Raw genomic sequence first — 26,382 nt, 5'->3', positions numbered from 1 at the left:
GAAATTGCCGTCAGCTTCCGGTCAGCAAACACCGCCATCGTTGCAGCGGAAAGATAATCGTTCTCACGGGCCCGTTTCGAAGCCGCGCCCTTCGCCTGCTTCTTCGTGGGTGACCCCGTCGCGGATGTGGTAGATGCGCCTGAAGGTGGGGATGATCTTTTCGTCGTGCGTGACGACGATGATCGCCGTTCCGAATTTCACGGCCATGTCGTTGAGGATCCGGATCACGGTCAACGCGCGCACACTGTCGAGCGGGGCGGTCGGCTCGTCGGCAAGAATGACAGGCGGCCGGTTGACCAATCCGCGCGCGATGGCAACGCGCTGTTGCTCGCCGCCGGAGAGCTGCGATGGCATCGCATCGGCTCGGTGCTCGACATCGAGTGCTTTTAGAAGCTCTCGCGCGCGTTGGCGTGATTCATGATTTGGGATGCCGGCAAGCATGGGAAGCAGGGCGACATTGTCGGTCACGTCCAAAAAGGGAATGAGGTAAGGCGCCTGGAAGACAAAACCGATCTTGTCGCGCCTCAACGCACGCAGATCGCGGATCTTCCATCCATCGTCATAGATCAGCTCGTCACCAAGGGTCATCCGCCCACCGCTCGGGTCGATGACCGCCCCCAGAGCTTTGAGTAAGGTACTCTTCCCAGAACCCGACGGTCCAATCAAACCGACGACCTCGCCGGGCGCGACCCGCATATTGACGTCTTTGAGGGCATCGACGGCGGTGGAGCCGCTGCCATATCGCTTGCGGATTTTCTCGATCAGTATCCCGCCGCCCATCTCAGCCACCGATCGCCTCGGCGGGGTCGACCTTCAACGCCATCCGGATCGCGACGATGCTGGCGAGCGCGCATATGGCGATGACAACGATAACGCCGATGATCGTATCGGCGGAAAGAAGAAGGACGAATTTCGGAAACAACGGCGCTGCAAAGGTCGCCGTGATCTTGCCAACGACGAAGCCGATCAGCCCGAGCACGATTGCCTGCTGCAGGATCATGGATGCGATCGTGCGATTGCGGGTACCGATCAGCTTCAGCACAGCGATCTCGCGTATCTTGTCCATTGTCAGTGTGTAGATGATGAAGGCGACGATCGCTGCGCTGACAACGGCCAGGATCGCGAGGAACATGCCGATCTGCTTGGCCGAGGTGGCGATCAGCTTACCGACCAGAATCTCCTCCATCTGCGGGCGGGTGTAGACCGTCAGTCGCTTCCACCTCGCGATGTCTGTCGCGATCCGGTCCTGGTCGTATCCCGGTTTGGTGCGCACCAGAACGGCGTTTACATAAGGGTTGCTGTTTTGCGAGGCGATGATGGCGTCCAGCAAGCCGGGAACGCCCGGCCGATTGAACTCGGGATTCTCGCTAGTGCGCCGGCGCTGACGGACAATGGAGTCGTTGTCCTTGAGGAATTGCGCTTCCTGCGCGTCCTTCAGCGGGATGAAGACCATCGGGTCGCCGCCCGACGACACCGTCCGTCGCGTCAAACCCACAACGGTAAAATGGTTCCTTCGGACAACGATCCTGTCTCCCAGAGAAAAACCAGTGGCGACATCGGCAACCGCCTCGTAGTGGCTGCGCGTGATGTGCCGCCCGGCGACAAGGAAGGGCGGTCGGCCAGGTGTCGCCATGTCCCCTGGCGCAACGCCCACCACCATGGATCGCACGTCGGAGGTTCCTTTGCGGACCTGCATTGTAAGATAAGTCACGTTGGCGGCTCGCTCGACACCGGGGATCGCCAGGATCATGCGGTAAATGTCATCGTTGATGCTCGAGGACTCGGCGTATGGACCGAGCGTGTTCTGCTGGACAACCCACATATCGGCGCCACTATTGTCGAGCAGCACCTTGCCGTCATCGACCATCCCCCGATAGACGCCTGCCATGGTGAAGGTCACACCGATCAGCAGACCCAGACCGACACCCGTGAAGACAAACTTCCCCCAGGAATGCAAAATGTCGCGTCCGGCAAGACTGATCATTTGAGGAGCTCCGCCGGATTGTCAGCGACACGAATGCGGCTCGTGCTGAGCAATTTCGAGGCGCTGTAGACGACAATCTCGTCGCCAATTTTCAGACCCTTCGTGATCTGCACGGTTCCTTCCAGGTCGGCAGCCCCCAGTTGGACAACCGTAAACCGGATCTTCCCACCTTCGATCTTCCAGACACCCAACTTGCCGCCGAGGTTCTGGACCGCGGCATTCGGAATGGTCGGCGAGGCGGCGATCTCGGGCAGGGCGACCGATACTTCGGCCAACTCGCCAATTGAGGGCAGCGGCACGGGAAGCGTGTCGAAGTTCACCTTTGCAAGATTTTCTTCCGTCACCGCATCCGCAAGGACTTCCACCCGCGCAACGCTTCCCGGTAATCCCTCGCCGGCGCGTGAGCGCAGCGCGATCGTGGCGGGCAAATCCTGCCGCAAGCCCGTGGCGGCAATCTGATCGAACCTGGCATTGATCCAGAGATTTTTTGGATCAATCATTTCCACGACCGATTGGCCTGCGACCACGGTCGTTCCCGGTTCTGCTTTTCTTGCGGAAACGACACCGTCTACCGGCGCAAGCAGAACCAGGTTCTCCCGCTGCTTGACCAGACCGTCACGGTCGGCGCGGTTACGATGGAGATCCTGCTGCGAAGCGAGAAGATTGGACTGAGCGGCCGAGAGAGCGGCCTGCGCCACCTCGCTCTCTTGCCGCTTCGTTTCGACTGCGACCTCACTCACGGCGCGGGTCTTCCAGAGTTCTTCATACCGCTTCGCCTGAGCAAGTGCGTAATCCTTGCGCGTCCTGGTATCGACCACCTGCGCTTCGGCGACTTTGATCGACGCTTCCGCTCGGCCGATCGCCGCTTCAAGTGCCGCGATGCGGGCATCAAGGTCTACCGGGTCCATTTCGGCCAGGGTCTGGCCGGATCGAACCTGATCACCCACATCAACAAGAATCCTGCCGATACGTCCCGCGCTGGTGGGGCCGATCTTGTAGGAGAAACGCGCTTCGACAGTGCCAATGCCGAACAACGCCGGTGAAATCGAACGGGCCTCGACGACGGCAGTCGTAACGGACACCGGCGCGAGAGGGCCGGAGCGCAGGACCACATAGCCAAACAAGGCCGCGGTCACAGCTCCAACGCCAATGAGCAACAGTGTGCGGCGCTGCATTGAAGGCAGTTTCATCGACCTGCCTCCAGGCAAATCTGCGTCATTGAATGATCTGCGATGGGGGTGACGCGCCTCGCTGACGTCGTCTTGATCGAGCGAACGGGAGATTTCGTCGCCGAGGAATGCCGATCGATCATCTCGGCACCTCGACAGCGCGCCGATACAACGCAAAAACACCTGGGGCGATTGCACGTATCTGCGCAACATCGCCAACTAGCAGGGATTGCATGACAAGACCCTGGATCGCCCCGATGAAGAGCGCTACGGCGGCCTTGTCATCCAGCGTGTCGGCGAATTCACCCTGCTCCTTGCCGTCCGCGATGAGCCGCCCGAGACGCTCGCCGTAGCGTTGGATCAAAGTATGCGCCATTCGCTTGGCAAGGGTCTGCTCCGCGCGCTGCAGTTCGCCGAACAGCATCCTGGGCACACCGGGATGTTCCATGATGAACTCGATATGCGCGAAGAATGCCGCTTCCAGTGCGTCAATCGGAGAGGACGTCGCGGACGTGGCCTTGTCGATGCGCGCCAGAAGGCGCTCCGCTACCCACTCCATAACCGCCTGAAGAATGGCGTCCTTCGATGGGAAGTGCCTGAACAAGGCGCCTTGTGTCACACCCATGCGCTGCGCGATCGCTCCGGTCGTAATGTCCGCAGGGTTTTGTTCGGCCGCCAGATCGATGACGGTCTCGACGGTCACCCTGCGTCGTTCCGGAGCTGAGAGGTTGGTCGAGCGCGGCATCAGCGGTTACCCCAAAGATAGTAATTAATTACTATCTTACAATTTAGACCATTTTTCAAGAGGCTATGCAAGCGCCGATCATTTCAGCGCCACATAGATCGCCGGAATGACGAGCACCGTGAGAAGCGTCGAGGAGACGAGACCGAACAGCAGCGCGATGGCGAGCCCCTGGAAAATCGGGTCGGTCAGGATCACGCCCGCGCCGATCATCGCGGCGAGCGCGGTCAGCAGGATCGGCTTGAAGCGGACGGAGCCGGCCTCAAGCAGTACATCGACCATTGGCCTGCCCTGCCCCCCGGAATGGCGGATGAAATCCACCAGCAGGATCGAATTGCGCACGATGATGCCGGCAAGCGCGATGAACCCGATCATCGAGGTTGCCGTGAACGGCGCCGCGAACAGCCAATGCCCGAGCATGATGCCGATGAAGGTGAGCGGGATCGGCGTCAGGATGACCAGCGGAAGCTTGAACGAGCCGAACTGCGCGACCACAAGGATATAGATGCCGAGGATCGCCACCATGAACGCCGCGCCCATGTCGCGGAAAGTAACCCAAGTCACCTCCCACTCGCCATCCCAGAGCAGGATCGGGCGGGTTTCGTCATCGGGCTGACCGTGGAGCGCGATCACCGGCTTCGGAACATTGCCCCAATCCGCCTTGGAAATCGCATCGTTCACGGCGAGCATGCCGTAGATCGGCGCTTCGTAAGCGCCGGCAAGCTCTGGCATGACCATCTCCGCCGCCCGGCCATTGTGCCGGAAGACAGGATACGATGCCGGCTGCTCGGAGACCGACACGACGTCGCCGAGTTCGACGACACCAAGGCCCGCCGGCAGCGCGTTGGCCGGGACCGGCGTGGTGAGCGCGCGTTCGTCGATCACCTTCTCACCCTTCGGCAGGGCGATGCGGATCGGGATCGGCTGACGGCCGCCGCCGCGATGCGAATAGCCGACCGTGGTGCCGCCATAGAGATAACGCAACGTGTCATAGACGTCGGACTGCTCGACCCGATAATAATCGAGATTGTCCTGGTCGATCGCGACACGCATACGCTGCGGCTGATTGTGGTAGCTGTCGTCGACGTCGACGATGAAGGGCACGCTCTTGAAGGCCTCGCGAACCTTTCCGGCGACGGCACGGCGCGTCTCGGCGTCCGGTCCGTATATCTCAGCCAGCAGCGTCCCCAGCACAGGCGGGCCAGGCGGCGGTTCCACCACTTTCGCCACTGTTCCCTGCGGCAGCGCAAGGCCCTCGAGGCGCTTGCGAATATCAAGGGCGATCGCATGGCTCGCGCGGCCGCGCGAGCCTTTGGGCAGAAGGTTGACGACGATATCGCCCTGCTGCGGTTCGGCGCGCAGATAATAGTGCCGCACCAATCCATTGAAGTCGAAAGGTGACGCTGTTCCGGCATAGGTCTGGAAGGATACGATCTCCGGCATGTCGCCCAGCCGCTCCACCATTTGCTGCAATGTCCGGTCCGTATCCTCGACCGAAGAGCCCTTGGGCAGGTCGACGATCACTTGAAGGTTGGTCTTGTTGTCGAAGGGCAGCAGCTTGACGGTGACGTGCTTGGTGTAGAGAAGGCCAAGCGACGCGATCGTGGCCATGCCGACGACCAGCAGGAACGCCCAGGCCCGGGCGCGGCTCCGCAGGACAGGCCGCGCGACCATCGCGTAAATTCTGCCGAGACGCCCTCCATCGGCCGCGGCATGAGCGTGTCCGCGCACTGCCTCCTTCCGGCCGAGCTTCATCATCAGCCAGGGCGTAAGGATCACCGCGACGAAGAAAGAGAACAGCATCGCTGCCGAGGCGTTCGCCGGGATCGGGCTCATATAGGGTCCCATCATCCCCGACACGAACAACATCGGAAGGAGCGCAGCCACGACGGTCAGCGTGGCGACGATGGTCGGGTTGCCGACCTCGGCAACGGCGTCGACAGCGGCCGCGCTGCGCGATCGGCCGTCCTGCATGGCCCAGTGGCGGGCGATGTTCTCGATGACGACGATGGCGTCGTCGACCAGGATGCCGATCGAAAAGATCAGGGCGAACAGGCTGACACGGTTCAGCGTATAGCCCATGAGCCAGGACGCGAAGAGCGTGAGCAGGATGGTGATCGGAATGACGACCGCGACCACCATCGCCTCGCGCAAGCCGATGGCAATGGCGACCAGGAAGACGATCGAGACGGTTGCGAGCCCAAGATGGAACAGGAGCTCGTTCGCCTTCTCGTTGGCGGTCTCGCCGTAATCGCGCGTGACCGTCATCTCGACATCCTTCGGAAAGATCTGGCCGCGGGTCTGCTCCAGACGCCTTACGATATCATCGGCAATGACCACGGCATTGGTGCCTGGCCTCTTGGCGATCGCAAGAGAAACCGCCGGAACCCTTTGCAGCCCATCTGCTGTCGAACGGACATCGGTGACACGGGCCTCCGCCGGCGAGGTGGCAAGGACCGTTTTTGCGACATCGCGCACATAGACGGGCCTGCCGTCGCGCGCGGTGAGAAGGATGTTGCCAATTTCGGAGAGCTCCTGCAGCGTCTGCCCGGCAACAATCGCGCGCTGCTGGCCGCCTTCGCGCACCGTGCCGACGCGGAAGGAACGGTTTGCCCCCTCGATCTTGGCGGCGAGTTGCTGAAGGGTGATGCCATAGAGCGAGAGCTTTTCCGGATCTGGCTCGACCTCGAACTGCTCGGGCTGCTCGCCAGCGATATAGGTGAGGCCGATATCAGGCAGCTTGGCGACCTCGACCTGCAGCTCGCGCGCCAGCCTTGTCAGCCCGTTGGCGGTCCAGTGCCCGGCGCTCTTCTGTGTTGGCCGCAGCGTAACGACGACGATCGCCACATCGTCGATCCCGCGTCCTACGATCAGCGGATCGGGAATGCCGACGGGGATGCGGTCCATGTTCGCCCGGACCTTCTCATGCACCCGCAGGATCGCGGCATCGGCATTGGTGCCGACCTTAAACCGCGCCGTGACGAGCGCACCATCATCCTCGGTCTGGGAATAGACGTGTTCGACGCCGTCGATCGCTTTGACGATGGTCTCGAGCGGTTCGGTTACGAGCTTGACCGCATCCTCGGTCTTCAAGCCGTTCGCCTGTACGCGGATATCGACCATCGGCACCGAGATCTGCGGCTCCTCCTCGCGCGGCAACGATACCAGTGCAACCAGCCCCAGGACGAAGGCGGCCAGCAAGAAGAGCGGCGTTAGCGGCGAGCCGATGAAGGCACGGGTCAAGCCACCGGCCAGACCGAGATTAAGTCTTGGCGGCGTCATGGCAGCACGATCCGATCGCCGTCATGAAGGCCGGTGAGGATTTCGATGCGGGGCTGGCCGTTATCTTCGAAACGCTCGCCGATGATGACAGCCACATCGATCGCGCCCCCTATTCCAGCGACACGTACGTAGTCGATCCCATGCAGCGTCCGCACCGCTTCCGGCGGCACAGCAAGCACGGAGCGCTTGCCCACCGGGATCGATACGAGGGTCCTCTCATTGACGAAATAATCGCCGATGCCGGCGACCTCGACATCGGCGGTGACACGTCCATCGACGATTTCTGGGTAGACCTTGACGATCCGACCCGGAAGCCTCGTTTCGGATTGATCCGGCGACCGTTTCAGGCCGCGCTCGCCGACTGTGACATTTGCTCCCTGCACGATATCGGCCGCATGGCGCTCCGGCAGAGAAAGACGCAGATAGTAGGGGCCGGGAGCAATGCGCGCGATCTCCTCGCCCGGCAGGACGACCGAGCCGAGCGTCACCGGCACGGTCAGGACACGGCCTGTGGCAGGCGCGACAACGGTGCCTTCCCGAGTGCTTTGTTCGATAACGGTCTTGTCGGCCCGAGCCGCCACCACCTGATTGGTCGCCACCTCGAACTGCATTCTGGCCTGATCGAGGCTGGCTTGCGTACCGGCGCCGCTTGCCCTCAATTGCTGCGCCCGCTCGAGTTGCAATTTGGTATTGTCGAGTTGGGAACTGAGAGCATCGATTTTGGCCTGGGCGGCGTCGAGTTGGAGCGAGAGCTTGTCATCGACGATGACAGCGATGGCGTCGCCTTCCTTGACCTCGTCCCCCTGGCTGACGCGCAGTTCGCGCACCGAGCCGCCGGTGCGAACCCGCGCCGGCAGCACGATACGGCTCTCGACCTGCCCGAACACAGCCTTCATGTTCGGAACAGTCGTCGTTTTCACGATGAAGTCGGCTGCGTATGCGCCATGGCTCGTAAAAGCCACGAGCAGGGCGAGCATTGCCGCGCGAGGGTAAGGGGTCGGACGATACATGAAGGGATTGCTTCCAAAGAAGACCGGCGTTCCACGCGACGGTCGTTAAAAAGAAAACCTGACGGCTATTTGAACGCGACACCCGCCGGACAGCCGAGCTTCCTGAACAGGATCGCCGCAGGGCAAAACCCGGTGAGCGACGATTGGATCAGATTGAAACCGACGAAGACGTTCAGCAGATACCACCATGGTGAGACATAGAAGCCGAGCGCGAGGGACAGCAGGACCATGCAGCCGGCAAACATCAATACGGCGCGATCGATCGTCATTTTGAATACTCCAGTGTGTTTGAAACCGAGGGGTGTGACCTACTCGGCGGTTTCGATGCGGATATCCTTCAGCTTCCCGACGCCCAGCATGTTGAGCACGAGATTTTCGTAGAACGTGTCGGCCTTGCCCTGCCGCACCTTGAGCAGGAAGTATTTCTCAAACCCGATCTTGGCGGCATGGACCCATTTGCCGCGTGACGCCCAGTTCACGTTGCGCGGGGGAATTTGCGGCTGCGCGACGAAGGCAATGCCATCATCGCCAAAATCGGCGAGACAGACGGCGTTCCAGGTCGCGACGGCCCTTGGCTCCTCACCCTTCAGCAGAGCGGCAATATTTTCGGCCGTCGCTGTCACCATGGATTCGATCATGAAGCCGGTCTTCGGCACGCCGACCGCGAGCGGGCTCTTGCCGACCGGCGGAATGGCAACGCAGACCCCGATGCCGAAGACATTCGGGAAAGCCGGATTGCGCTGGTGCTTGTCTATGACGACGAAACCGCGCGGATTGGTCAGCCCTTCTATACCAGCGATCGCCGGCACACCGCGGAAGGCCGGCAGCATCATCGAGAAGGCGAAGGGCAGTTCGTGGGTTGCCTTGACGGTGCCATCGTCGTGGACCTCTTCGGCGATCAGCTTGCCAGGCTCGACCGTCGTCGTCCGGGCATTGGTGATCCACTTGATATGACGTTCGCGCAAGGCGCTTTCGAGCAGCCCCTTGGTGTCGCCAACGCCATCAAGCCCGAGATGGCCGATATAGGGCTCGGGCGTGACGAAGGTTATCGGAACCTGATCCCGCACCCGCGCATTGCGCAGCGCCGTGTCGAGGATGAAGGCATACTCGTAGGCCGGACCGTAGCAGGAGGCGCCTTGCACAGCTCCAACGACGATGGGACCGGGCCGTTTCACCAGTGCGTCGGATGCGGTCTTCGCTTGGGTCGCATGGCCGATCTGGCAGATGGATTGGGTATGAGCATCGGGTCCCAGGCCCGGCACCTCATCGAAGGCAAGGGCGGGGCCGGTAGCAATGATCAGGAAGTCATAATCGAGAAGGGAGCCGTCATTGAGTTCGACGCGGTTTTGCGCGGGCTGGACCCGACGTGCTCCCTCGGGCCTGAGTGCGATTCCATGCTGCTTCAGAACGGGAACGAGATCGACGGTTATGTCCTGCGGCTGCCGCCAGCCAACCGCGACCCATGGATTGGAAGGAACGAAGGAATAGCTGGAGCCGAGATTGACGACGGTCAGGCGATCTTCACGCCGGAGCTTGCGTTTCATCTCATAGGCCATGATGATTCCACCGAGGCCTGCGCCGAGAATGACAATATGAGTCATGGCTTTCGCTCCGCTGTTTCTATGATGGGTCTGCCCACTTCTGGTTGCCGGAGGCCATTCAATTCAGACGCTTCCAGGCTTTATGGCTTGCATCTAACATTCAAAGGTTTTAAATTCAAGAGTATGAATGTAGAGGAAATGATACCGGCCGCCGAAAAGGCCGCCGAATTGATGCGCAGTCTGTCGCACCCCCAGCGGCTGCTCGTTCTGTGCGCGCTGGTCGATGGTGAACGATCGGTCGCCGAACTGCGACAAGGACTGGCAATCGAACAAGTGCCGATGTCGCAACAACTTATGCGGTTGAGAGCGGACGGGCTGGTCGAGGCGCGGCGCGAGGGAACGACTGTCTATTACTCGATTGTCCGACCGGAAATCCTGACTGTCGTGCAGGCTTTGCACGACGCGTTCTGCCCGCCGAACAGAGGCAAGTAGCCGCGAAACGGTCGTGCGAATGGAGGAAATGATGGTGGAGCAGCGAACGGCAACCCAGTTCGAGAAAAGCGATCCCGGCACGCCGGATCGACCATCCTTCCTTCCAGACCTTCGACGCATTTGCCTTGCGCTGCCGAACAAGGATGAAGCTGCGGCTTTCCTGAAACTACTCGCAAACGACAAGCGCTTGCTCATTCTTGACTACCTGCTGACAGGTGATGAGCGCTCGGTAGAAGAAATCGGGATCGACCTCGATATCAGGCAACCATCGCTCTCGCAGCATCTGGCGAAACTTCGTAACGCGGGATTCGTTCGCCCGCGTCGCGATGGGCGACATATCCTTTACAGTATTCCTGACGATCCTTCGATCGTGCGCTCTTTGAGAGGCATTGATCAATTGCTGCGACAGAAACATCAATGATAGCCAGTGGCATTCGAAACAGGCCGCACGGCTACCCTTTACCCATTTGGCGCCCACGTCTTTTCAAGTTTCAAGCCCCCGCAAACGGCAGAATTGATGAGTTTGAAGCGTGCCGCCACGACCTTGATCCCCGTCAATGTGGAGGGAGGGTGACCGGCATTTTCTGGGGTCCCTGCCCGAGCCCGTCACCGGTAACAACCTTCGGCAGAAGGCAGCGCCCAACTGATTCAAGATCGGGATGGCCGGCTATGGTGAGGATCCAGCGCGGCATGGCGATCTCCTTTACGGATATCATCAACCATTGCCGCGCACATGCCTTATGCGGGTCAAAGACTACGCTTTGCGTTGCCATGGTGGCGCTCGTGCGCGAAGAACCAGTGCTTTGCCGTTTCCGAAGCCGCCAGGTAGGCAAACGTGATCGTGACCAGGCCACCAAGAACCGGTGAAGGCAATGCAACGAAGCCAAACCAGCCCACACCCGGCAAATAGGGAATTGCAAGTGCGAGGAGCCCGATGACCAGTGTCAGACCGGAGAGCAACTTGCTCGGCCGACTGCGCCAGAAGGAGACCCGGGTACGCACGACCAATACGATAGCAAGCTGCGTAATCAGCGATTCGACAAACCAGCCCGTCTGGAAGAGTTCAGCCGTTGCCCTCGCGACAAACAGCAGGAAGGCGAAGGTCACGAAGTCGAAGAGCGAGCTGATCAGCCCGAAGGTCACCATGAAGCGGCGCACGAAAGCGATGTCCCAGCGCCGCGGCGTGCGGACCTGATCGGCGTCGACATTGTCGGTGGCGATGGCGAGCGACGGCACGTCCGACAGGAAATTGTTGAGCAGGATCTGCGGCGCGAGCAACGGCAGGAACGGCAGGGCGAGCGAGGCGAAGGCCATCGAGACCATGTTGCCGAAATTCGCGCTGGTCGTGATGGAAATGTACTTCATCGTGTTGGCGAAAGTCCTGCGCCCGTCGTTGACCCCGCGCAGCAGCACGCCGAGGTCGCGTTGCAGCAGGATCATGTCGGCGGCCTCGCGCGCCACGTCCACCGCGCCGTCCACGGAAATGCCGACATCGGCCTCGTGCAGGGCCGGCGCATCGTTGATGCCGTCGCCGAGATAGCCGACCACATGCCCGTGCCCGCGCAGCGCCGCGATGATGCGCTCCTTCTGGTTCGGGTCGATCTCGGCGAAGATGTCGTTCTGCGTGACGCGGCGGACGAGCGCCTCCTTCGTCAGGCTGTGCACTTCCTCTCCCGTCAGGATGCGGCGGTGCGGCAGGCCGACGATCTCGGCCAGATGGGCGGCGACATGGCGGTTGTCGCCGGTGATGACCTTCACCCTGATGCCGCGCACGGCGATGGCCTTCAGCGTTTCCGCCATGCCCGCCTTGGGCGGATCGAGGAAGAGCAGGAAGCCGGCAAAGGCAAGCCCCGCCTCGTCCTCGGCTCGATAGGCATCCTTCCGCGCAAAACGCTGCACGGCGAGCCCGAGCACGCGATAGCCCTTCCCGCTCCAGGCTCGCACCGTCTCGTCGATCCTGGCAGCCTGCACCTCGTCAAGGGGAACAGTCGCGCCGGCCTCCATCACGGACGAGCAGGCGGCGACGACGGTCTGCACCGCCCCCTTGCAGATCACGAGATCCTCCGCCTCGCCCGGCCGGCGGACGACGACCGAAAGCCTCTTGCGAATGAAGTCGTAGGGGATCTCGTCCGCCTTGATATAGCCGGCAAGGTCGTCTTCCGGCCGCTTACCGGCGGCGATGGCCTCGTCGAGCGGGTTCGCCATACCGGTCTGGAGGGTAGCGTTGAGGAGTGCCCAGAGCCGCACCTCCTGCGCCTCGGCCCCGGCAACGTCGAGGCAGGCGTCGAGATGGATGACGCCCTCGGTGAGGGTGCCGGTCTTGTCCGTGCACAGGATGTCCATACTGCCGAGATTCTCGATGGCCTCCAGCCGGCGCACGATGACGCCGTTCGCCGCCATGGTGCGGGCGCCCCGCGCCAGCGTCACGCTGATGATCGCCGGCAGCAGCTCCGGCGTCAGGCCCACCGCGAGCGCCAGCGAGAACAGCAGCGAATCCACCGCCGGCCGGTGCAGCAGGAGATTGGCGAAGAAGACGAGGATGACGATGACCAGCATGATCTTCGTCATGAGATAGCCGAAGCGGCGGATGCCCCGCGCGAACTCCGTCTCCGGCGCGACATGCGCGATGGCCGCGGCGATGGCGGCGAACTCCGTCTGCCCGCCCGTCTTCACCACGGCCATCGTCGCCGTCCCGCTGCGCACGGAGGTGCCGGTGAAGGCCGCGTTCGTCCGCTGGCCGACGGTCGCCGCCGGCGGGCAGACGCCCGCAGTCTTGACCACCGGGAAGGTTTCGCCCGTCAGCGCCGCCTCGCTGACATTGAGCTCGCGCGTCTCCAGCAGGATGCCGTCGGCCGGGATGGGTTTCCCGCCGAGAGCCGGACGATGTCGCCGGGCACGACCTCCTCGACGGGGATCGGCGTCTCCCTGCCGTCGCGCAGCACGAGGGCCTTGCGCCCGATGCGCGCGGTCAGAGCCTCCATCGCGCGCGAGGCGCCGTGCTCCTGCGTGAAGGAGAGGATGCAGCTCGCCAGTACGATGACGGCGATGATCGCCGCCTCGCTCCCCTCCCCGACGACGGCCGAGACGCCGGCCGCGAAGATGAGGATCAGCACGAGCGGGCTGCGGAACTGGCGCAGGAACGCCGCGACGGCCGAGGAGCCGCGCCGTGCATGGATCGCGTTGTCGCCGAAGGCGGCAAGGCGCGCCTTCGCCTCCTCGGAGGAAAGGCCGTCCGCGCGGCCTTCCAGCCCGGTGAGAAGCGTGTCGGCGGGGATAGACCAATACGCGGCATCCACGGTCTTCGGTGAGAACGTTTCCGGCTGCATATGCATGTCTCCGCTCCTGGCCGCCCCGATTGATGTCTGTCAGTTCGACATGAAGCGGTTGAGCCGGATCTCGTCGAGCAGCGAGCGCGTCACGCCGCCGAAGGCCCATTCCCTCAAACGGCTGTGTCCATAGGCGCCGGATACGACGAGATCAGCGTCGTGCCTGTCGATCAATTCGACCAGGCTTTCGCTTTCCCGGTGGCTCTCCACGGTCTCGCTGCGCGACGCAACGCCGTGCCGCGCGAGGAACGAGACCACGTCGGCGATGCCCTCGCGGGCCCATTGGTCGATCGTGGAGGCGACGGTGGCGACGACGACGTCGTTTGCATCCTGAAGCAGCGGCACGGCATCGAACACCGCCCGCCGCGCCTCCTTCGTGTCTTTCCAGGCGACGACGACCTTGCGGCCGACGCGCTGCTCCGTGCCGGCCCCCACCACCAGGAGCGGCCGGCCCGCCTGCAGGGCGACGCTTCCCGGATCAGCGGCGCGCGCCCGGTCGCCCGTCGTCGCCCCGCGCCGTGCCTGGGTAACGATGAGATCTGCCGTCCGCGCCATCTGCACGAGCGCATAGGTCGGTCCTTCCGTGGCCTGGCGCCATCCGGTCTCGACCGCGCCGGCGACCAGCCTCTCGAATTCGGCACGCAACTCCTTGAAGCGGCGCTCGTCGTCTTCCCGCATCTGCTGCATCACTTCGGTGGCGAGCGCCACGCCTTCGGGGCCCGTCACCGGCAGGTAGGCGTCGGCGGCGCAAAAGCCGATCAGGCGGGCGCCGGAGCGCTGCGCCAGCTCGCTCGCCGCCTTGACCACCGGCTCGGCCGGCCCGTCGATATCCAGGTTCACGAGAATGGATTTGTAGCTCATGGGACTGTTCCTCCGTCCTGTCTGTCGCGGCAAAGGATAGCCCCGCCGGGGGACGGCGCCTTGACGCGGATCAAGGCCCGGTCGCGGCGGCGGGCGCACAATGATAGTATCGATCCAGACCCTTGCGAAGGAGAACCGCGATGACGGATCCTCATCATGACCAGCCGGAGCGGGCGGACGCCTCCGCCGCGCTAGAAGCCGCCGACCTCTGGCGCTGCGATCTGGTGACGCGTAGCGGGCTCGTGCTGCGCATTCGCCCGGTCCGCCCCGAGGACGAGGCGGCGCTCGGCGATTTCTTCGCCCGTCTGGCGCCCGCGGACCTGCGCTTCCGTTTCCTCGGCGGCGTGCGCGAGGTGAGCCATGAGCGCCTCGTCGCGATGACGCGGGTCGATCACCGCGCGACCGAGCACTTCCTCGCCTTCGCCGAGGACAGCGGGACCATCATCGCGGCGGCGATGGTCGCCTGCGACCCGTCGACGAAAAAGGCCGAGGTGGCGATCTCGGTACGCGCGGAGGACAAGCACAAGGGCGTCGCCTGGGAAATGCTGCGCCATGCGGCCCGCTACGCGCAGGCTCGCGGCGCCGAGGCGCTGGAATCGCTGGAAAGCCGCGAGAACCGCGAGGCCATCGAGCTGGAACGCGAACAGGGCTTCCTCGCCGTTCCCTATCCCGACGATCCGACGCTCATCCTGATCCGCAAGGACCTCCGCCTCACCTGAGCCGGGCCTTGCGGCTCACAGCTCGAATTCCTGGTCGAGACGTGGCACCACGCTTTCCCACCCGAGCTCCCGCCCGATGCGGATGCGCAGCGCCTCTGAGGCTTCCGGCTCACCGTGCACGATGAAGACCTTGCGCGGCGGGCGCGGGCAGGTGGAGAGCCAGCGCATCAGCTCGCCGGCATCGGCATGGGCCGAGAGCATGTCGAGATGCGCCACCTCCGCATTGACCGGCACCCAGGAGCCGTGGATCTTCAGTTCCCTCGCCCCGTCCTGAAGCGCGCGCCCGCGCGTGCCCGCGGCCTGGAAGCCGGCGAGCAGGATCGTGTTGCGCGCATCGGGCGCAAAGGCTTTCAGATGATGCAGCACGCGCCCGCCCGTCGCCATGCCAGAGGCGGAGATGACGATCTTGGGGAAGCGGCTGGCGCTGATCGCCTTCGACGCCTCGACGTCTCCGGTGCAGCGGGCGATGGAGAAGACGTCCCTGCAGGTCTTCGCGTCGAGGCGGTGGTCCGGCAGGTGCCGACCCATGAGCCCGGTCGCCTCGATGGCCATGGGACTGTCGAGGAACAGCGGGATCTCGCCGAGATGCCCCGCCCGCTTCAGCTTCCAAAAATAGTAGAGCAGTTCCTGCGCGCGGCCGACCGCAAAGGCCGGGATGACGAGCGTACCGCCGCGCGCGATGGTCCGCTCGGCGACCACCCGCAGCGCCTCGGCCGGGTCGCTCCTGTCGTGGATGCGGTTGCCGTAGGTGGATTCGACGAGGATATAGTCGGCCTCCACGGTAGGGGCGGGATCGGGCATCAGCGGATCGCCGTAGCGGCCGATATCGCCGGAAAAGACGATATTTCGGTCACCCCACTCCAGTTCCACCCATGCCGCGCCGAGAATATGGCCGGCGGGATGGAAGCGGAACGACGCATCCCCGCCAAGCCGCACTCTCTGACCGAACTCGGCGGTCGAGAAATGCTCCACCGCCCGCTGCGCATCCCCGACGCCATAGAGCGGCAAAGCCGGCTGGTGCCGCGACAGCTTGTGCCGGTTGAGGAATTCGGCGTCCTTCTCCTGAAGATGGCCGCTGTCCATCAGGATCAGTTCGGCGACGTCGCGAGTGGCGGGCGTCGCATGGACCTTGCCGCGATAACCCTCGCGCACGAGGCGCGGCAGGTATCCGCAATGGTCGAGATGTGCATGGGTGAGGATCACCGCGTCGATGTCGCGCGGCGCCACCGTCAAGGGCGCCCAGTTGAGCTCGCGCAGGTTCTTCAGGCCCTGGAACAGGCCGCAATCGACAAGGATACGGTGCTCGCCGAGACGGAGGAGATGCTTGGAGCCGGTGACGGTCCCGGCACCGCCGAGCGATTTCAATGACAGCATGTCCTGCCTCCCCTTCCCCGATGTGCTCCTCGATCCGCTAAGGCGCTTCCGGCCGCGGATAGGGCCACTTCCAGTCGCGGATCTCGGGCATGTCCTCGCCGTGCTCGCGCACATAGGCATGGTGCGCGTCAAGCTTCGCCTCCAGCGCGGCGATGAGGCCGGGCCGGCGCGCGGCAAGGGCCGGCAGGCGCTCTATGGCCTCCATGGCAAGATGGTAGCGGTCGAGCCGGTTCATCACGGCCATATCGAAGGGCGTGGTCGTCGTGCCCTCCTCGATGAAGCCCCTGACGTGGAAATTCGGATGGTTGGTGCGTTTGTAGACCAGCCGGTGGATGAGATAGGGATAGCCGTGATGGGCGAAGACCACGGGCCGGTCGCGGGTGAAAATCCGGTCGAAGGCCGCATCGTCGATGCCGTGCGGGTGATGCTGCGGCGATTGCAGCGCCATCAGGTCCACGACGTTGACGACGCGGATGCGAAGGCCCGGCACCGCCTGGCGGAGCAGGTCGACCGCCGCGAGCGTCTCCATGGTCGGCACGTCGCCGGCCGCCGCCATCACTACGTCGGGTTCGAGCCCGCCTTCCGTGCCCGCCCAGTCCCAGATGCCGAGCCCGGCCTCGCAATGGCGGGTAGCCTCGTCCATCGCCAGCCATTGCGGCGCCGGCTGCTTGCCGGCCACGATGACGTTGATGCGGTTCCATGTCCGCAGGCAATGGTCGCCGACCCATAGCAGCGTGTTGGCGTCCGGCGGCAGGTAGACGCGCACGATATCCGCCCCCTTGTTGGCGACGAGGTCGATGAAGCCGGGGTCCTGATGGGAAAAGCCATTGTGGTCCTGCCGCCAGACATGGGAGGTGAGCAGGTAATTGAGCGAGGAGACGGGGCTGCGCCAGGGCAGCTCGCGCGCCACCTTCAGCCATTTCGCATGCTGGTTGAACATCGAATCGACGATGTGGATGAAGGCCTCGTAGCAGGAGAAGAAGCCGTGCCGGCCGGTAAGCAGATAACCCTCCAGCCAACCCTGGCACAGATGCTCGCTGAGCACTTCCATGACGCGGCCTTCCGGCGCGAGGTGGTCGTCCGTCTGCAGCGTCTTGGCCATCCACACCCGGTCCGTCGCCTCGAAGACGCTGGAGAGCCGGTTGGAGGCCGTCTCGTCCGGCCCGAAGACGCGGAAGTTGCGATCCGCCGCGTTCAGCCGGAGCACGTCGCGCAGGTAGTCGCCGAGGATCTTCGTCGCCTGTGCCTCGACCGCGCCGGGCCGCTCCACGGCGACCGCATAGGCGCCGATATCGGGCGTGCGCAGCTCCTTGCGAAGGACGCCGCCATTGGCGTGCGGACTGGCGCCCATGCGGCGCGCGCCCGTGGGTGCCAGCGCCCGCAGCTCCGGCTTCAGGCGGCCATCCGCATCGAAGAGGTCTTCGGGATCGTAGCTGCGCATCCAGGCTTCGAGGATGTCGCGGTGGGCGGCGTTGGTGCGGCACTCGGAGACGGGCACCTGATGGGAGCGCCAATGGTTTTCCACCATCTTGCCGTCCACCTCCTTCGGCCCCGTCCAGCCCTTGGGGCTGCGCAGCACGATCATCGGCCAGCGCGGCCGGCGGGCGGGCTCGTCCTTCACCGCGGCGCGGATGGCCGCGATGCGGTCGAAGGCGGCGTCGAGCGCGGCCGCCATGGCCCTGTGCATCGCCTGCGGCTCATGCCCCTCCACGAAGATCGGGTCGTAGCCGTAGCCGGTGAAGAGATGGGCCAGCTCCTCGTCCGGCAGGCGCGCCAGCACGGTCGGGTTGGCGATCTTGTAGCCGTTGAGATGGAGGATCGGCAGCACCGTGCCGTCGCTGACGGGGCTGAGGAACTTGTTGGAATGCCAGGCGGCGGCGAGCGGGCCGGTCTCGGCCTCGCCATCCCCCACCACGCAGGCGACGACGAGGCCCGGATTGTCGAAGGCCGCGCCATAGGCATGCACCAGCGCATAGCCGAGTTCGCCGCCCTCATGGATGGAGCCGGGCGTTTCGGGGGCCGCGTGGCTCGGAATGCCGCCGGGGAAGGAGAACTGCCGGAACAGCGCCTTCAGCCCCGCCTCATCCTCGCCGATCTCGGGATAGACCTGCGAATAGGTGCCTTCCAGATAGGTATTGGCCACCATGCCCGGCCCGCCGTGGCCGGGGCCGCAGATATAGAGGACATCGGCGTCGCGCGCCCGGATGATGCGGTTGAGATGGGCATAGATGAAGTTGAGGCCCGGCGTCGTGCCCCAGTGGCCGAGAAGGCGCGGCTTCACATGCTCCGCCTTCAAAGGCTCGCGGAGCAGCGGATTGTCCATCAGGTAGATCTGGCCCACCGAAAGATAGTTGGCCGCCCGCCAGTAGCGGTCGATCAGCGCGAGGTCTTCGAGGTCAGGATCATTCGCCATGCATTCTCTCCCTGCGGCCGGATCGAAAAGGCCGACGTTCGCATTCGAGGAGATTGCGCAAATAGGCCTAATGGTCCCTGAGCAACCACGACGCCGCGTCCGACCAAGGCCGATACAAGGTCATGCGGAGCGAACTCCTGTCTTCCGTCCGATATGGTCTCACCCTAGACGTTTTCGCGCAATGGATCTTGATTTAGCTCAACGAACGGCGAGACTCGCCAAAACGTCCTCTGTCCAAGCGCGCCGCCTTACCCCGTTTGATGGCAAACTGACGTTGACTCAACATCGGAGCAATCACCGACGGCAATCGATGCTCGCCCGAATCACAGTCTACACGGAAGGCGGTCGATCACCGTCTTTGAGGAGGCGTCTTACGGCCTCGCCATCCAAAGCCTGCGCATCGAACAGCGCGTTGGTGAGCGCATCAAGCTTATCGCGGTTCTCATTGACAATCTCGACCGCCCTCGCAAATGCCTTTTCCAAGCGCGCATGGATGCGGGCTGCGAGATCGGGATTAGCATCGAGCACGGCGGTCGGGTCCTTATCATCGCGGTAGAGCAGCGGCTGGGTCGCCCCGAAGCCGAGGGACCGCTCCATGGCGAGCGCCATCTTCGTGGCCCGTGCCAGATCGCTGTCATCGGAGCCACCCGATCCGGCGGACACCTTGCCGACGACGATCTGCTCGGCGGCGCGCCCCGCCATGAGCATGGCGAGCATGTCCTCACGGTAGCCCAGCGTATCGCTGCCGGATGCGGTGAATCCGAGCTGGCTGTAGCCGCCGCCTCCGGGCGCATCGATGTTGAGCCCATGGATCGGCCCCAACCTCAAGGCATGATGTACGACTGCGTGACCAGACTCATGGATGGCGAAGCGCCAGCGCAAATCATACGGCACCTGCGGCCGGTCCATCCGGATACCATCCTCGAGATCTTCATACCGGATCGACCGCTTTTCGCGGCGGGCCTTCAGCCGCGCCTGGCGAACGATCCGCTCGATATCGGCGCCGGTCAGCCCCATCGCCCTCGTTGCCAGCCGCTTCAGAAGGGACACGGCCGCTTCAAGCGTACCCGGTTCAATGTGCTTCGATGTCATTGTCATGTCGCGGCTCCTTCCCGAGCGTCCCTCAAGGTGTGTTCGTCGCTGTCCCGATCGGCCTGGATGTTGGGTGCTTCTGCCTCGTCGGCACTCATCCCCGCGGCCTCGGAACCCACCTCATCGGCCTTGGTCTCATCCGACGCCTTTCCATCGACCAGCGATGCGAGATCATCGCCGAGATGGTGAGCGAAGATTTCCGTGAGCGTGGCGATATCCGGCAAGGGGATCTCGATATGCGTCTCCAGGCGTCCGGAGCGTTTCAGCGCATCATCGATCTCCTGGGGCCGGTTCGTCGCGCCGACGATGATCAACCCCTCGCTCTTGACCGCCCCGTCCAACAACTCGAGCGCCTTGTTAACGATGGTGTTCCAATAGTCGGCATATTCCCGTTCGGCCGGCTGCCGCTTGCCGATGCCATCGATCTCGTCGATGAACAGGATCGCCGGCGCCATGGCCCGGGCCTCGACGAAGGTCTTGCTCATCCGGTCGATGACGTCGTTGAGATGCCCGCCCTGCAGCCAAGTCGATACGGATGTGACGACCAGCGGAATCTGCAGGCTGTTGCAAAGCGCCCGAGCAAAAGTCGTCTTTCCGGTCCCGGGCGGTCCATGGAGCAGAAGTTTGGTGCTCATGTCCGACCAGGCGAGAGCGCCCGCCCTGTGATCGGCCAGATCAGCCTTCAGATCCAGCGCCCAGGTCTTGGCCTTGCCGTAACCGGCGAGCGTCTCGACCACGAGCGACGGACGATCGTTTTCTCCCGGTCCCCATGGCTCCGGCTGGATGACCTCGGCGCCTGACAGCTTGTCGCGTTTCCATCCACCGCCGCTATCTTTTCCGGATGAGGACTTCTCCGACGATTTCGCATCCTGCTTCGACTTCGATGATTTGCCAGCGCCTTTGGATGCCGGTTCGTCGTCATCATCGTCATCCTCCCGAGCGGCAACACGATTGCGCTCGGTGAGGGACGCCAGCACGGCAATGACCTGGGATGCGCTGCGCCCCGGCCGGAACGCCAGCACGACATCATCGATCGTCAGGTAATGCGCGTCGTAGGCCGTCGACCATTGCTCCAGCGCCGTGATACCGTTGGCACCATGCATCGCCTCCACCATGGCACTGAGGAAGGGATAGTCCAGCCTGCCTGCCGCAAGGCCGATGTCGGCGGCAATGGCGATGTCGGACGGGATGGCCTCCGCCTTCTCGCTGATCGCAACGACAGGATAGTCACGCGTCGTCGCATTCACCAGCCGGCGCCGAAGCGTGGCGCCGGCGATGCGCGCGATGCTATGTCCGAGGAACTGAATGTACGTACGGCCTGCACCCTCGGGTCCGGCAAAGGTGCCGTCATCATAGACGTATTCTCCATCGATGCCGCTCAAGGCGCCGCCCGGCACGAAGCCCGGTGTCTCGATGAGGCGGCGCATGGCCTGCTCAAAGCCGACGATCGGCCCATGCAGCGCGACGACAGGCGCCGACATGGCGGCAGCACGGACGATCCTGGCAAGCGGCACACGACCGTTCTCGATCGCACGGGCCAGCACGAGGGCCGCGACGATGTTGCTGATCAGCGGCGCCTTGCCCGCCCGCCCGACCAGACCGACGGCATAGGCACGGCGTTTGTGATCGATTGCCGCGACATGATCGCTGGCTGTCACTTGACCGAGCCGGTAGAGAGACGGCAGGAAAGATGTCGGCGACTTACCTTCAGTCGTTACAATGTCGGACTGCTGAGGCGGCGGCAGAAGGTAGCCGCCGAAGTTCCGACGAACCCACGCCACGTCGCGGTCGTGGTCTCCGGAAAGAGACGCGGTTTCGAAGGCTGGCGAGTAGCGCCGCAGAACGTGCCCGCCCACTTCGACGATTTTCAACGACAAGAGGCCATTGAGATGGGCGTTGCGCTGGGCTTCGCGCCGGGCGATGCGTTCGAGGCGACGCAGGAACAGGCGGGACAGCTTATTCATCGATCCGCCCCTCCGTCATCGCGGCAATAATTGCCGTTTTGCCGCTGGGCGGTTGCCCCTTGGTCGGCCATCGCTTCTTCAGACTGCCCGGTCTTGCCTGGCGACGCTCCCGGATCAGGCGGCGAAGAGGACGGGGCTTGGCCGAACCCGGACTGCCCGCATCCGGCTGAGTCGAGACCGCCAGATCGCGATTACGGCTGGAAAGCCAGTCGAGCAGCAGGCGGCAGGCCGGGTTGCCTGTATCGGCATGGGTCTGCAATCGGCCGATGACCGTATCCGGTACGAGGCCGGTCAAGCCCGTACCCTGCCGGACATGGCCGAGCGCCAGGCCGATCAGATGCGCGGGATCGTCGCCGGTCGGGCGGCCAGCACCGTATCCGAGATAGCGCAGGACAGTGCCGTGCGCACGATGGCAGACGAGGTTCTGGGACGTCGAGGACGGCGGGATCGCCTCGCAGCGGATGCGTGGCGGCACATCCGGATTGATGTCGGAAGTCATGGGAACTCCTTGACCGGACCACATTCGGGCCCAGCGCTCATAAGAAGAACAGGATGGGAAAGCTGCGGCCTTGACGCGAGGGATCACCACGCGACACCTGACGACAATCGTCAGGGCGTGGCGGTCAGGCCATCGGGCAGTAGCGAGCAATGTGCGACGGGGCTCAGTGCCTGGCAGGGCGCCGGGCAAAGCCGATCCGGATGAAGGCCGGTGTCGGCTCATCCTCATCGGACCCATCATCGAAGCCCCGTTCGTCGCGATCGTGATCATCATCGTATGAGCGCGCCGCCTGGTCTTCTTCGTAAGTCCGGCTCGGCCCGTTGAGATTGATCCGCGAGCACATGGGTGCAGGCGCGACGATCGTATTCGGCGCGAAGACAGGCTGCTCCATGTCGCCGAGCGCCTTGCGCGCCTCCGCCTCGAGAAGCTGCTGCACCCGGATGGCGAAGCGCTGGCGCAGTTCGGCCATGCAGGCGGCAACGCCGTCGATCTCCAAGAGGTCATCGAGTTCGGACAGCGCCCAGACACCACTGGCATGATCGCTCGGGCGGCTGGCGCCATCGACGATCGCGACTTCGACCGCATCCACCATCAGCCGCTTCTGGTTCTTGTAGAGCCAGTCCGGCAGGACCATGGCCGAGGCCATCATTTTGAGCTTCAGCTCCTCGAGACGGCTCGTGTCGCCATAGGATGCGAGCGACCGTTTGACGTCGAGAGTGGATTGTTCCCCGTTACATCTCTGAAGGTTTGAGATGGTTGGCACAGGGTAATCCGGCCCCTGTGCCTCCCCCAGTGGCCGTAGCGGTCGAAATCCTCGCCGAAGCTGCCGGGGTCGAGATCGCCCCCATCCAGGGAGGCGAACATGGCTGAGGGACAAGAAAGCCCCGCAGATGCCGCTGGTCGCATTGCTCTGGAACGCATGTTCGCTTGCCTGGATGAAGGACGCAGCTTTCGTCTAGAGGCGGGCGCCGGAGCTGGGAAAACCTATTCTCTTGAGAGAGCACTTCGCAGATTGATTGAAAAGCAAGGCTCCGCGTTGCTGCGGCAGCGCCAACAGATCGGCTGCATCACCTACACCAACGTCGCCAAGGACGAGATCATTGCCAGAACGAACGCGCACCCTGCGGTGAGACCCGAAACCGTGCACGGTTTTTGCTGGTCAGTCCTTCAGGATTTTCAGCCTACGCTGCGTGAACTGGTTCCCGGGTTGCCGACATGGGAGGAGCGGCTTGCGGAAACCGGCGGCGTCGGTCATCGTCGTATTCATTATGAACTTGGCTACCCCGGCGTGACAGACGATCAGGTGTCACTTCGCCATGAAGATGTATTGTCGCTGATGATTCAGGCGATGAGTCGCCCCAAATTTCGTCGGGTTCTGACTTCACGATATCCCATTCTGCTTATCGACGAATATCAGGACACGGATGCCGGTTTCGTTGATGCGTTGAAAGAGTGGTTTCTTGATCGAGGTGAAGGCCCCTTGATCGGTCTTTTCGGAGACCACTGGCAGAAGATTTACGGCGAGGGATGTGGGCTGGTGGAACACCAGGCACTGGAGGTTATAGACAAGCAAGCGAACTTCCGGTCCGTTGATCCGATTGTGCAGGTCCTCAACCGTATGCGTCCAGACTTGCCGCAGATGGTTAGCGATCCCGCTGCACAGGGTGAGACCCGTGTATTTCATACAAACAACTGGCCGGGGCAGCGACGAACCGGACAGGGAGGCGGCCACTGGAAAGATGATACCAGTCCCGAGGCAGCTCGTGCTTACTTTCAGCATATGAAGGATCGGCTGGCAGCCGAGGGCTGGGATCTATCGGTAGAGAAAACAAAAATACTGATGCTCAGCCACAGTATACTTGCTCGGGAGCAAGGATACGAGAACATTCGGAGCATCTATGGCCAGTTCAACGATCCTTGGTTGAAGAAGGATGATCCTCACATCAAGTTTCTTGCGGACCAGCTTGAACCCGCCTGCGCTGCGTTCGAGGCCAACCGGTATGGGGAAATGTTCGAGGCGTTCGGGTCGGGCATGCCGCGCATCCGTCGTCATGAAGACAAGATCGCCTGGACCAATGGCATGAACGTCCTCATTGCGTTGCGGCAGACTGGAACGATTGGCGAGATAATCGACTTCATCGCCGCCCAGCCGCACATGCGGCTGCCTGCCGCTGTGGAACAACGCGAAGCGAAGCTCGCTGAGGTCGGAGATGAACCCGTAGAAGGGGAACCCCGCCGGATTACACAGCTTAGAAAGCTACGGACGGTTCACTATACGGAATTGATAGCGTTGGATCGTTTCATCGACGGGCACACGCCATTTGCTACGAAGCACGGCGTGAAGGGCGCGGAGTTCGAGAATGTTATGGTGATCGTGGGACGTGGCTGGAACAAATACAACTTTGTACAGACCCTAGAATGGATGGATGCAGCGCCTCCTGCTGACAAACAGGATTTCTTCGAGAACAATCGGAATTTGTTCTATGTTGCATGTTCACGCCCCAAGGTGCGCCTAGCTTTGCTGTTCACGCAACTCGTTAGTCCCGCAGCGATAGCAAAGCTCACAGAGCTGTTTGGTGAGAACAATCTCGTAGCCCTGCCTCCTGATCCGGTCGTAACATGAGAGCAATTCTGAGCCCACTTCAAGAAGCACATGGAGACTATCGTCACAACCAGAGCCCGTTGTCTCACATGATCAAACGTACGAGTGGCCCGCGATTTCAAGCAAGACGCATTTCCTCGACAGCATGGATCGCGGGGCAATCTACATCATGCCGTCGCTCGATATCGAGTCGGCGCCCTGCCGATAGCCCAGAAGGCAACTTGAATGACTGAGAAATGATGGGGTTCGATCTGAGACAAAAAATTACCGAAAGCGGCTACGCCCTAATCTCCCAGCATCGCCCTAATGCTGACATCGTCGAAGTCGCTAACGAACTCGGTGATCCACTCACGCCTTGGGAAGGCGGTCTTGTCCAAACTTTAATTCCTCGCGAAGAATCGGCTCCGAATACATATAGCGGGAACTTTGGTCTGGGCCGTTTTCCGTTTCATACCGATCTTGCCCATTGGCGGACACCACCGCGCTACTTACTCCTACGATGCCTGATTGGATATGATGACGTTCCCACATTGCTGATCGATGGCCGCGAGCTCGTCAACTCCGTTTCTCGAGACACTCTCGCACGCGCAGTCTTCAAGCCACGCCGGCCCCGCCATGGAGCCCTTGTGCTTCTTCGCCTGCTCGAACGTACGTCAGATGGCACCGACCTCCTACGATGGGATGAAATATTTCTTCGGCCAGCGAGCAAAGTTGGCGACACCGCCGACGCCCAGATTCGTGATTGGCTTGCGAAACGTGACCCTTTGTCGATTGCCCTCATTCGTCCGGGGGATACCCTGATAATCGACAACTGGCGCATGCTGCATGCCCGTTCGCCGATACCGCCAGGACGAGAGGATCGTTCTATTGAGAGGGTATATTTGGGAGGGCTAAAATGAAGACGACAATCAAGCCGGGCGCAACGCCGGCAACCTTCGACCCGGAGGCACTCTACGCGAAGGCTGTGCGCAACATCCAGAACATGGATGAATATGACAGCGATAAATGGGAATACGCCCTCTGGTCGAGCCTCGCTCTAGAATTTCTTGCCCGCGCCGCTCTGGCAAATGTAAGCCCCGCGCTGCTTGCAGAAGCCGATAAAAATGGGTCGAATCTCTATTTTTCGCTTGGCTTCACTCCGTTCGAAGAGAGGTTCTCGCCGAGATCCATCGCAATCAGCGAGGTTGTTGGTTATGGGATGGCCCGCCCTTCCGAGGACATCGAGTATGATGTCCTTTTCTTGAAGGGAAAGGAGCAGAGCCATGCAGATTTCTATCTTGGGCATCGACATCGGGAAGAGCAGCTGCAGCGT

General features: G+C 62.6%; 20 protein-coding genes and 2 pseudogenes. 6 read left to right on the top strand and 16 right to left on the bottom strand.

The features are described 5' to 3' along the window. Positions 1 to 63 precede the first annotated feature (63 nt). The 8 genes from GB927_RS32530 to GB927_RS32495 all read right to left on the bottom strand — a co-directional run bounded on the left by GB927_RS32530 (position 64) and on the right by GB927_RS32495 (position 9,788). A complete protein-coding gene (locus GB927_RS32530; RefSeq protein WP_024271190.1) occupies positions 64 to 780 on the bottom strand; it encodes an ABC transporter ATP-binding protein in 717 nt (238 codons plus the stop codon). A gap of 1 nt (position 781) precedes the next feature. After that, entirely contained in the window at positions 782 to 1,984 is a 1,203-nt protein-coding gene (locus tag GB927_RS32525; RefSeq protein WP_023513024.1) for an ABC transporter permease, read from the bottom strand. Next, positions 1,981 to 3,174, bottom strand: a complete 1,194-nt coding sequence (locus GB927_RS32520; protein WP_160787988.1) for an efflux RND transporter periplasmic adaptor subunit — start codon at positions 3,172 to 3,174, stop codon at positions 1,981 to 1,983. Before GB927_RS32520 ends, GB927_RS32525 begins: the two co-directional genes overlap by 4 nt. A 118-nt stretch (positions 3,175 to 3,292) precedes the next feature. Beyond that, positions 3,293 to 3,856 carry a TetR/AcrR family transcriptional regulator gene (locus GB927_RS32515; RefSeq protein ID WP_425376507.1) on the bottom strand — a complete coding sequence of 188 codons (564 nt, stop codon included), beginning with the start codon at positions 3,854 to 3,856 and terminating at the stop codon, positions 3,293 to 3,295. A gap of 120 nt (positions 3,857 to 3,976) precedes the next feature. Then, complete coding sequence (locus tag GB927_RS32510; RefSeq protein ID WP_256121321.1) at positions 3,977 to 7,177, bottom strand: efflux RND transporter permease subunit; 3,201 nt, start codon at positions 7,175 to 7,177, stop codon at positions 3,977 to 3,979. Further along, on the bottom strand, positions 7,174 to 8,187 hold the full coding sequence (locus GB927_RS32505; RefSeq protein ID WP_210234715.1) for an efflux RND transporter periplasmic adaptor subunit: 1,014 nt from the start codon (positions 8,185 to 8,187) through the stop codon (positions 7,174 to 7,176). The genes GB927_RS32510 and GB927_RS32505 overlap by 4 nt, the downstream gene beginning before the upstream one ends. A gap of 65 nt (positions 8,188 to 8,252) precedes the next feature. Then, the gene (locus GB927_RS32500) at positions 8,253 to 8,456 is read right to left on the bottom strand and encodes a YgaP family membrane protein (protein ID WP_050746441.1); all 204 of its coding nucleotides are present in this window, start codon (positions 8,454 to 8,456) and stop codon (positions 8,253 to 8,255) included. Between the two features lie 39 nt (positions 8,457 to 8,495). Then, entirely contained in the window at positions 8,496 to 9,788 is a 1,293-nt protein-coding gene (locus GB927_RS32495) for an NAD(P)/FAD-dependent oxidoreductase (RefSeq protein WP_256121320.1), read from the bottom strand. Here GB927_RS32495 and GB927_RS32490 point away from each other — a divergent pair. Together GB927_RS32490 and GB927_RS32485 are read left to right on the top strand one after the other, a co-directional pair. Beyond that, positions 9,780 to 10,220, top strand: a complete 441-nt coding sequence (locus GB927_RS32490) for an ArsR/SmtB family transcription factor (protein ID WP_324256103.1) — start codon at positions 9,780 to 9,782, stop codon at positions 10,218 to 10,220. The genes GB927_RS32495 and GB927_RS32490 overlap by 9 nt on opposite strands. Positions 10,221 to 10,251: 31 nt before the next feature. Continuing rightward, positions 10,252 to 10,641, top strand: coding sequence for an ArsR/SmtB family transcription factor (locus tag GB927_RS32485; RefSeq protein ID WP_160787991.1), 390 nt, complete (start codon positions 10,252 to 10,254; stop codon positions 10,639 to 10,641). 326 nt (positions 10,642 to 10,967) lie between these two features. Here the strand turns inward: GB927_RS32485 and mgtA are convergent. Continuing rightward, positions 10,968 to 13,546: pseudogene (mgtA, locus tag GB927_RS32480) on the bottom strand (magnesium-translocating P-type ATPase). A gap of 39 nt (positions 13,547 to 13,585) precedes the next feature. Continuing rightward, positions 13,586 to 14,407 carry a universal stress protein gene (locus GB927_RS32475; protein WP_117371534.1) on the bottom strand — a complete coding sequence of 274 codons (822 nt, stop codon included), beginning with the start codon at positions 14,405 to 14,407 and terminating at the stop codon, positions 13,586 to 13,588. Positions 14,408 to 14,547: 140 nt separating this feature from the next. Between GB927_RS32475 and GB927_RS32470 the strand changes: the two genes are divergently transcribed. Next, positions 14,548 to 15,126, top strand: a complete 579-nt coding sequence (locus tag GB927_RS32470) for a GNAT family N-acetyltransferase (RefSeq protein WP_117371535.1) — start codon at positions 14,548 to 14,550, stop codon at positions 15,124 to 15,126. A gap of 15 nt (positions 15,127 to 15,141) precedes the next feature. On the opposite strand, the gene GB927_RS32465 is transcribed toward GB927_RS32470, so the two are convergent. From GB927_RS32465 to GB927_RS32440, 6 genes are all read right to left on the bottom strand, one after another. Further along, positions 15,142 to 16,500, bottom strand: a complete 1,359-nt coding sequence (locus GB927_RS32465; RefSeq protein WP_256121319.1) for an MBL fold metallo-hydrolase RNA specificity domain-containing protein — start codon at positions 16,498 to 16,500, stop codon at positions 15,142 to 15,144. Positions 16,501 to 16,537: 37 nt separating this feature from the next. Next, positions 16,538 to 18,913 (bottom strand): phosphoketolase family protein, encoded by a 2,376-nt coding sequence (locus GB927_RS32460; RefSeq protein WP_256121318.1) that lies wholly within the window; start codon positions 18,911 to 18,913, stop codon positions 16,538 to 16,540. 330 nt (positions 18,914 to 19,243) lie between these two features. Continuing rightward, complete coding sequence (locus GB927_RS32455) at positions 19,244 to 20,011, bottom strand: ATP-dependent metallopeptidase FtsH/Yme1/Tma family protein (protein ID WP_117371538.1); 768 nt, start codon at positions 20,009 to 20,011, stop codon at positions 19,244 to 19,246. Continuing rightward, the gene (locus GB927_RS32450; protein WP_117371539.1) at positions 20,008 to 21,969 is read right to left on the bottom strand and encodes an AAA family ATPase; all 1,962 of its coding nucleotides are present in this window, start codon (positions 21,967 to 21,969) and stop codon (positions 20,008 to 20,010) included. The genes GB927_RS32455 and GB927_RS32450 overlap by 4 nt, the downstream gene beginning before the upstream one ends. Beyond that, positions 21,962 to 22,468 carry a hypothetical protein gene (locus GB927_RS32445; RefSeq protein ID WP_160787995.1) on the bottom strand — a complete coding sequence of 169 codons (507 nt, stop codon included), beginning with the start codon at positions 22,466 to 22,468 and terminating at the stop codon, positions 21,962 to 21,964. Before GB927_RS32445 ends, GB927_RS32450 begins: the two co-directional genes overlap by 8 nt. Positions 22,469 to 22,631: 163 nt before the next feature. Next, positions 22,632 to 23,117, bottom strand: a complete 486-nt coding sequence (locus GB927_RS32440) for a hypothetical protein (RefSeq protein ID WP_256121317.1) — start codon at positions 23,115 to 23,117, stop codon at positions 22,632 to 22,634. 213 nt (positions 23,118 to 23,330) lie between these two features. Here GB927_RS32440 and GB927_RS32435 point away from each other — a divergent pair, with 213 nt between their 5' ends. The 3 genes and pseudogenes from GB927_RS32435 to GB927_RS32425 form a co-directional block, all read left to right on the top strand. Next, entirely contained in the window at positions 23,331 to 25,091 is a 1,761-nt protein-coding gene (locus tag GB927_RS32435) for a UvrD-helicase domain-containing protein (protein ID WP_256121316.1), read from the top strand. 215 nt (positions 25,092 to 25,306) lie between these two features. Continuing rightward, positions 25,307 to 25,969, top strand: coding sequence for a TauD/TfdA family dioxygenase (locus GB927_RS32430; protein WP_013368615.1), 663 nt, complete (start codon positions 25,307 to 25,309; stop codon positions 25,967 to 25,969). Continuing rightward, positions 25,966 to 26,382, top strand: a pseudogene (locus tag GB927_RS32425) (hypothetical protein); the annotation flags it as partial. The gene GB927_RS32430 and the pseudogene GB927_RS32425, both read left to right, overlap by 4 nt.

Source organism: Shinella lacus, from assembly GCF_010994755.1.
Taxonomy (GTDB): Bacteria; Pseudomonadota; Alphaproteobacteria; order Rhizobiales; family Rhizobiaceae; genus Shinella; species Shinella lacus.
Note: the sequence above shows the minus strand (reverse complement) of the source record. Positions and strands in the feature narration are given on the sequence as shown.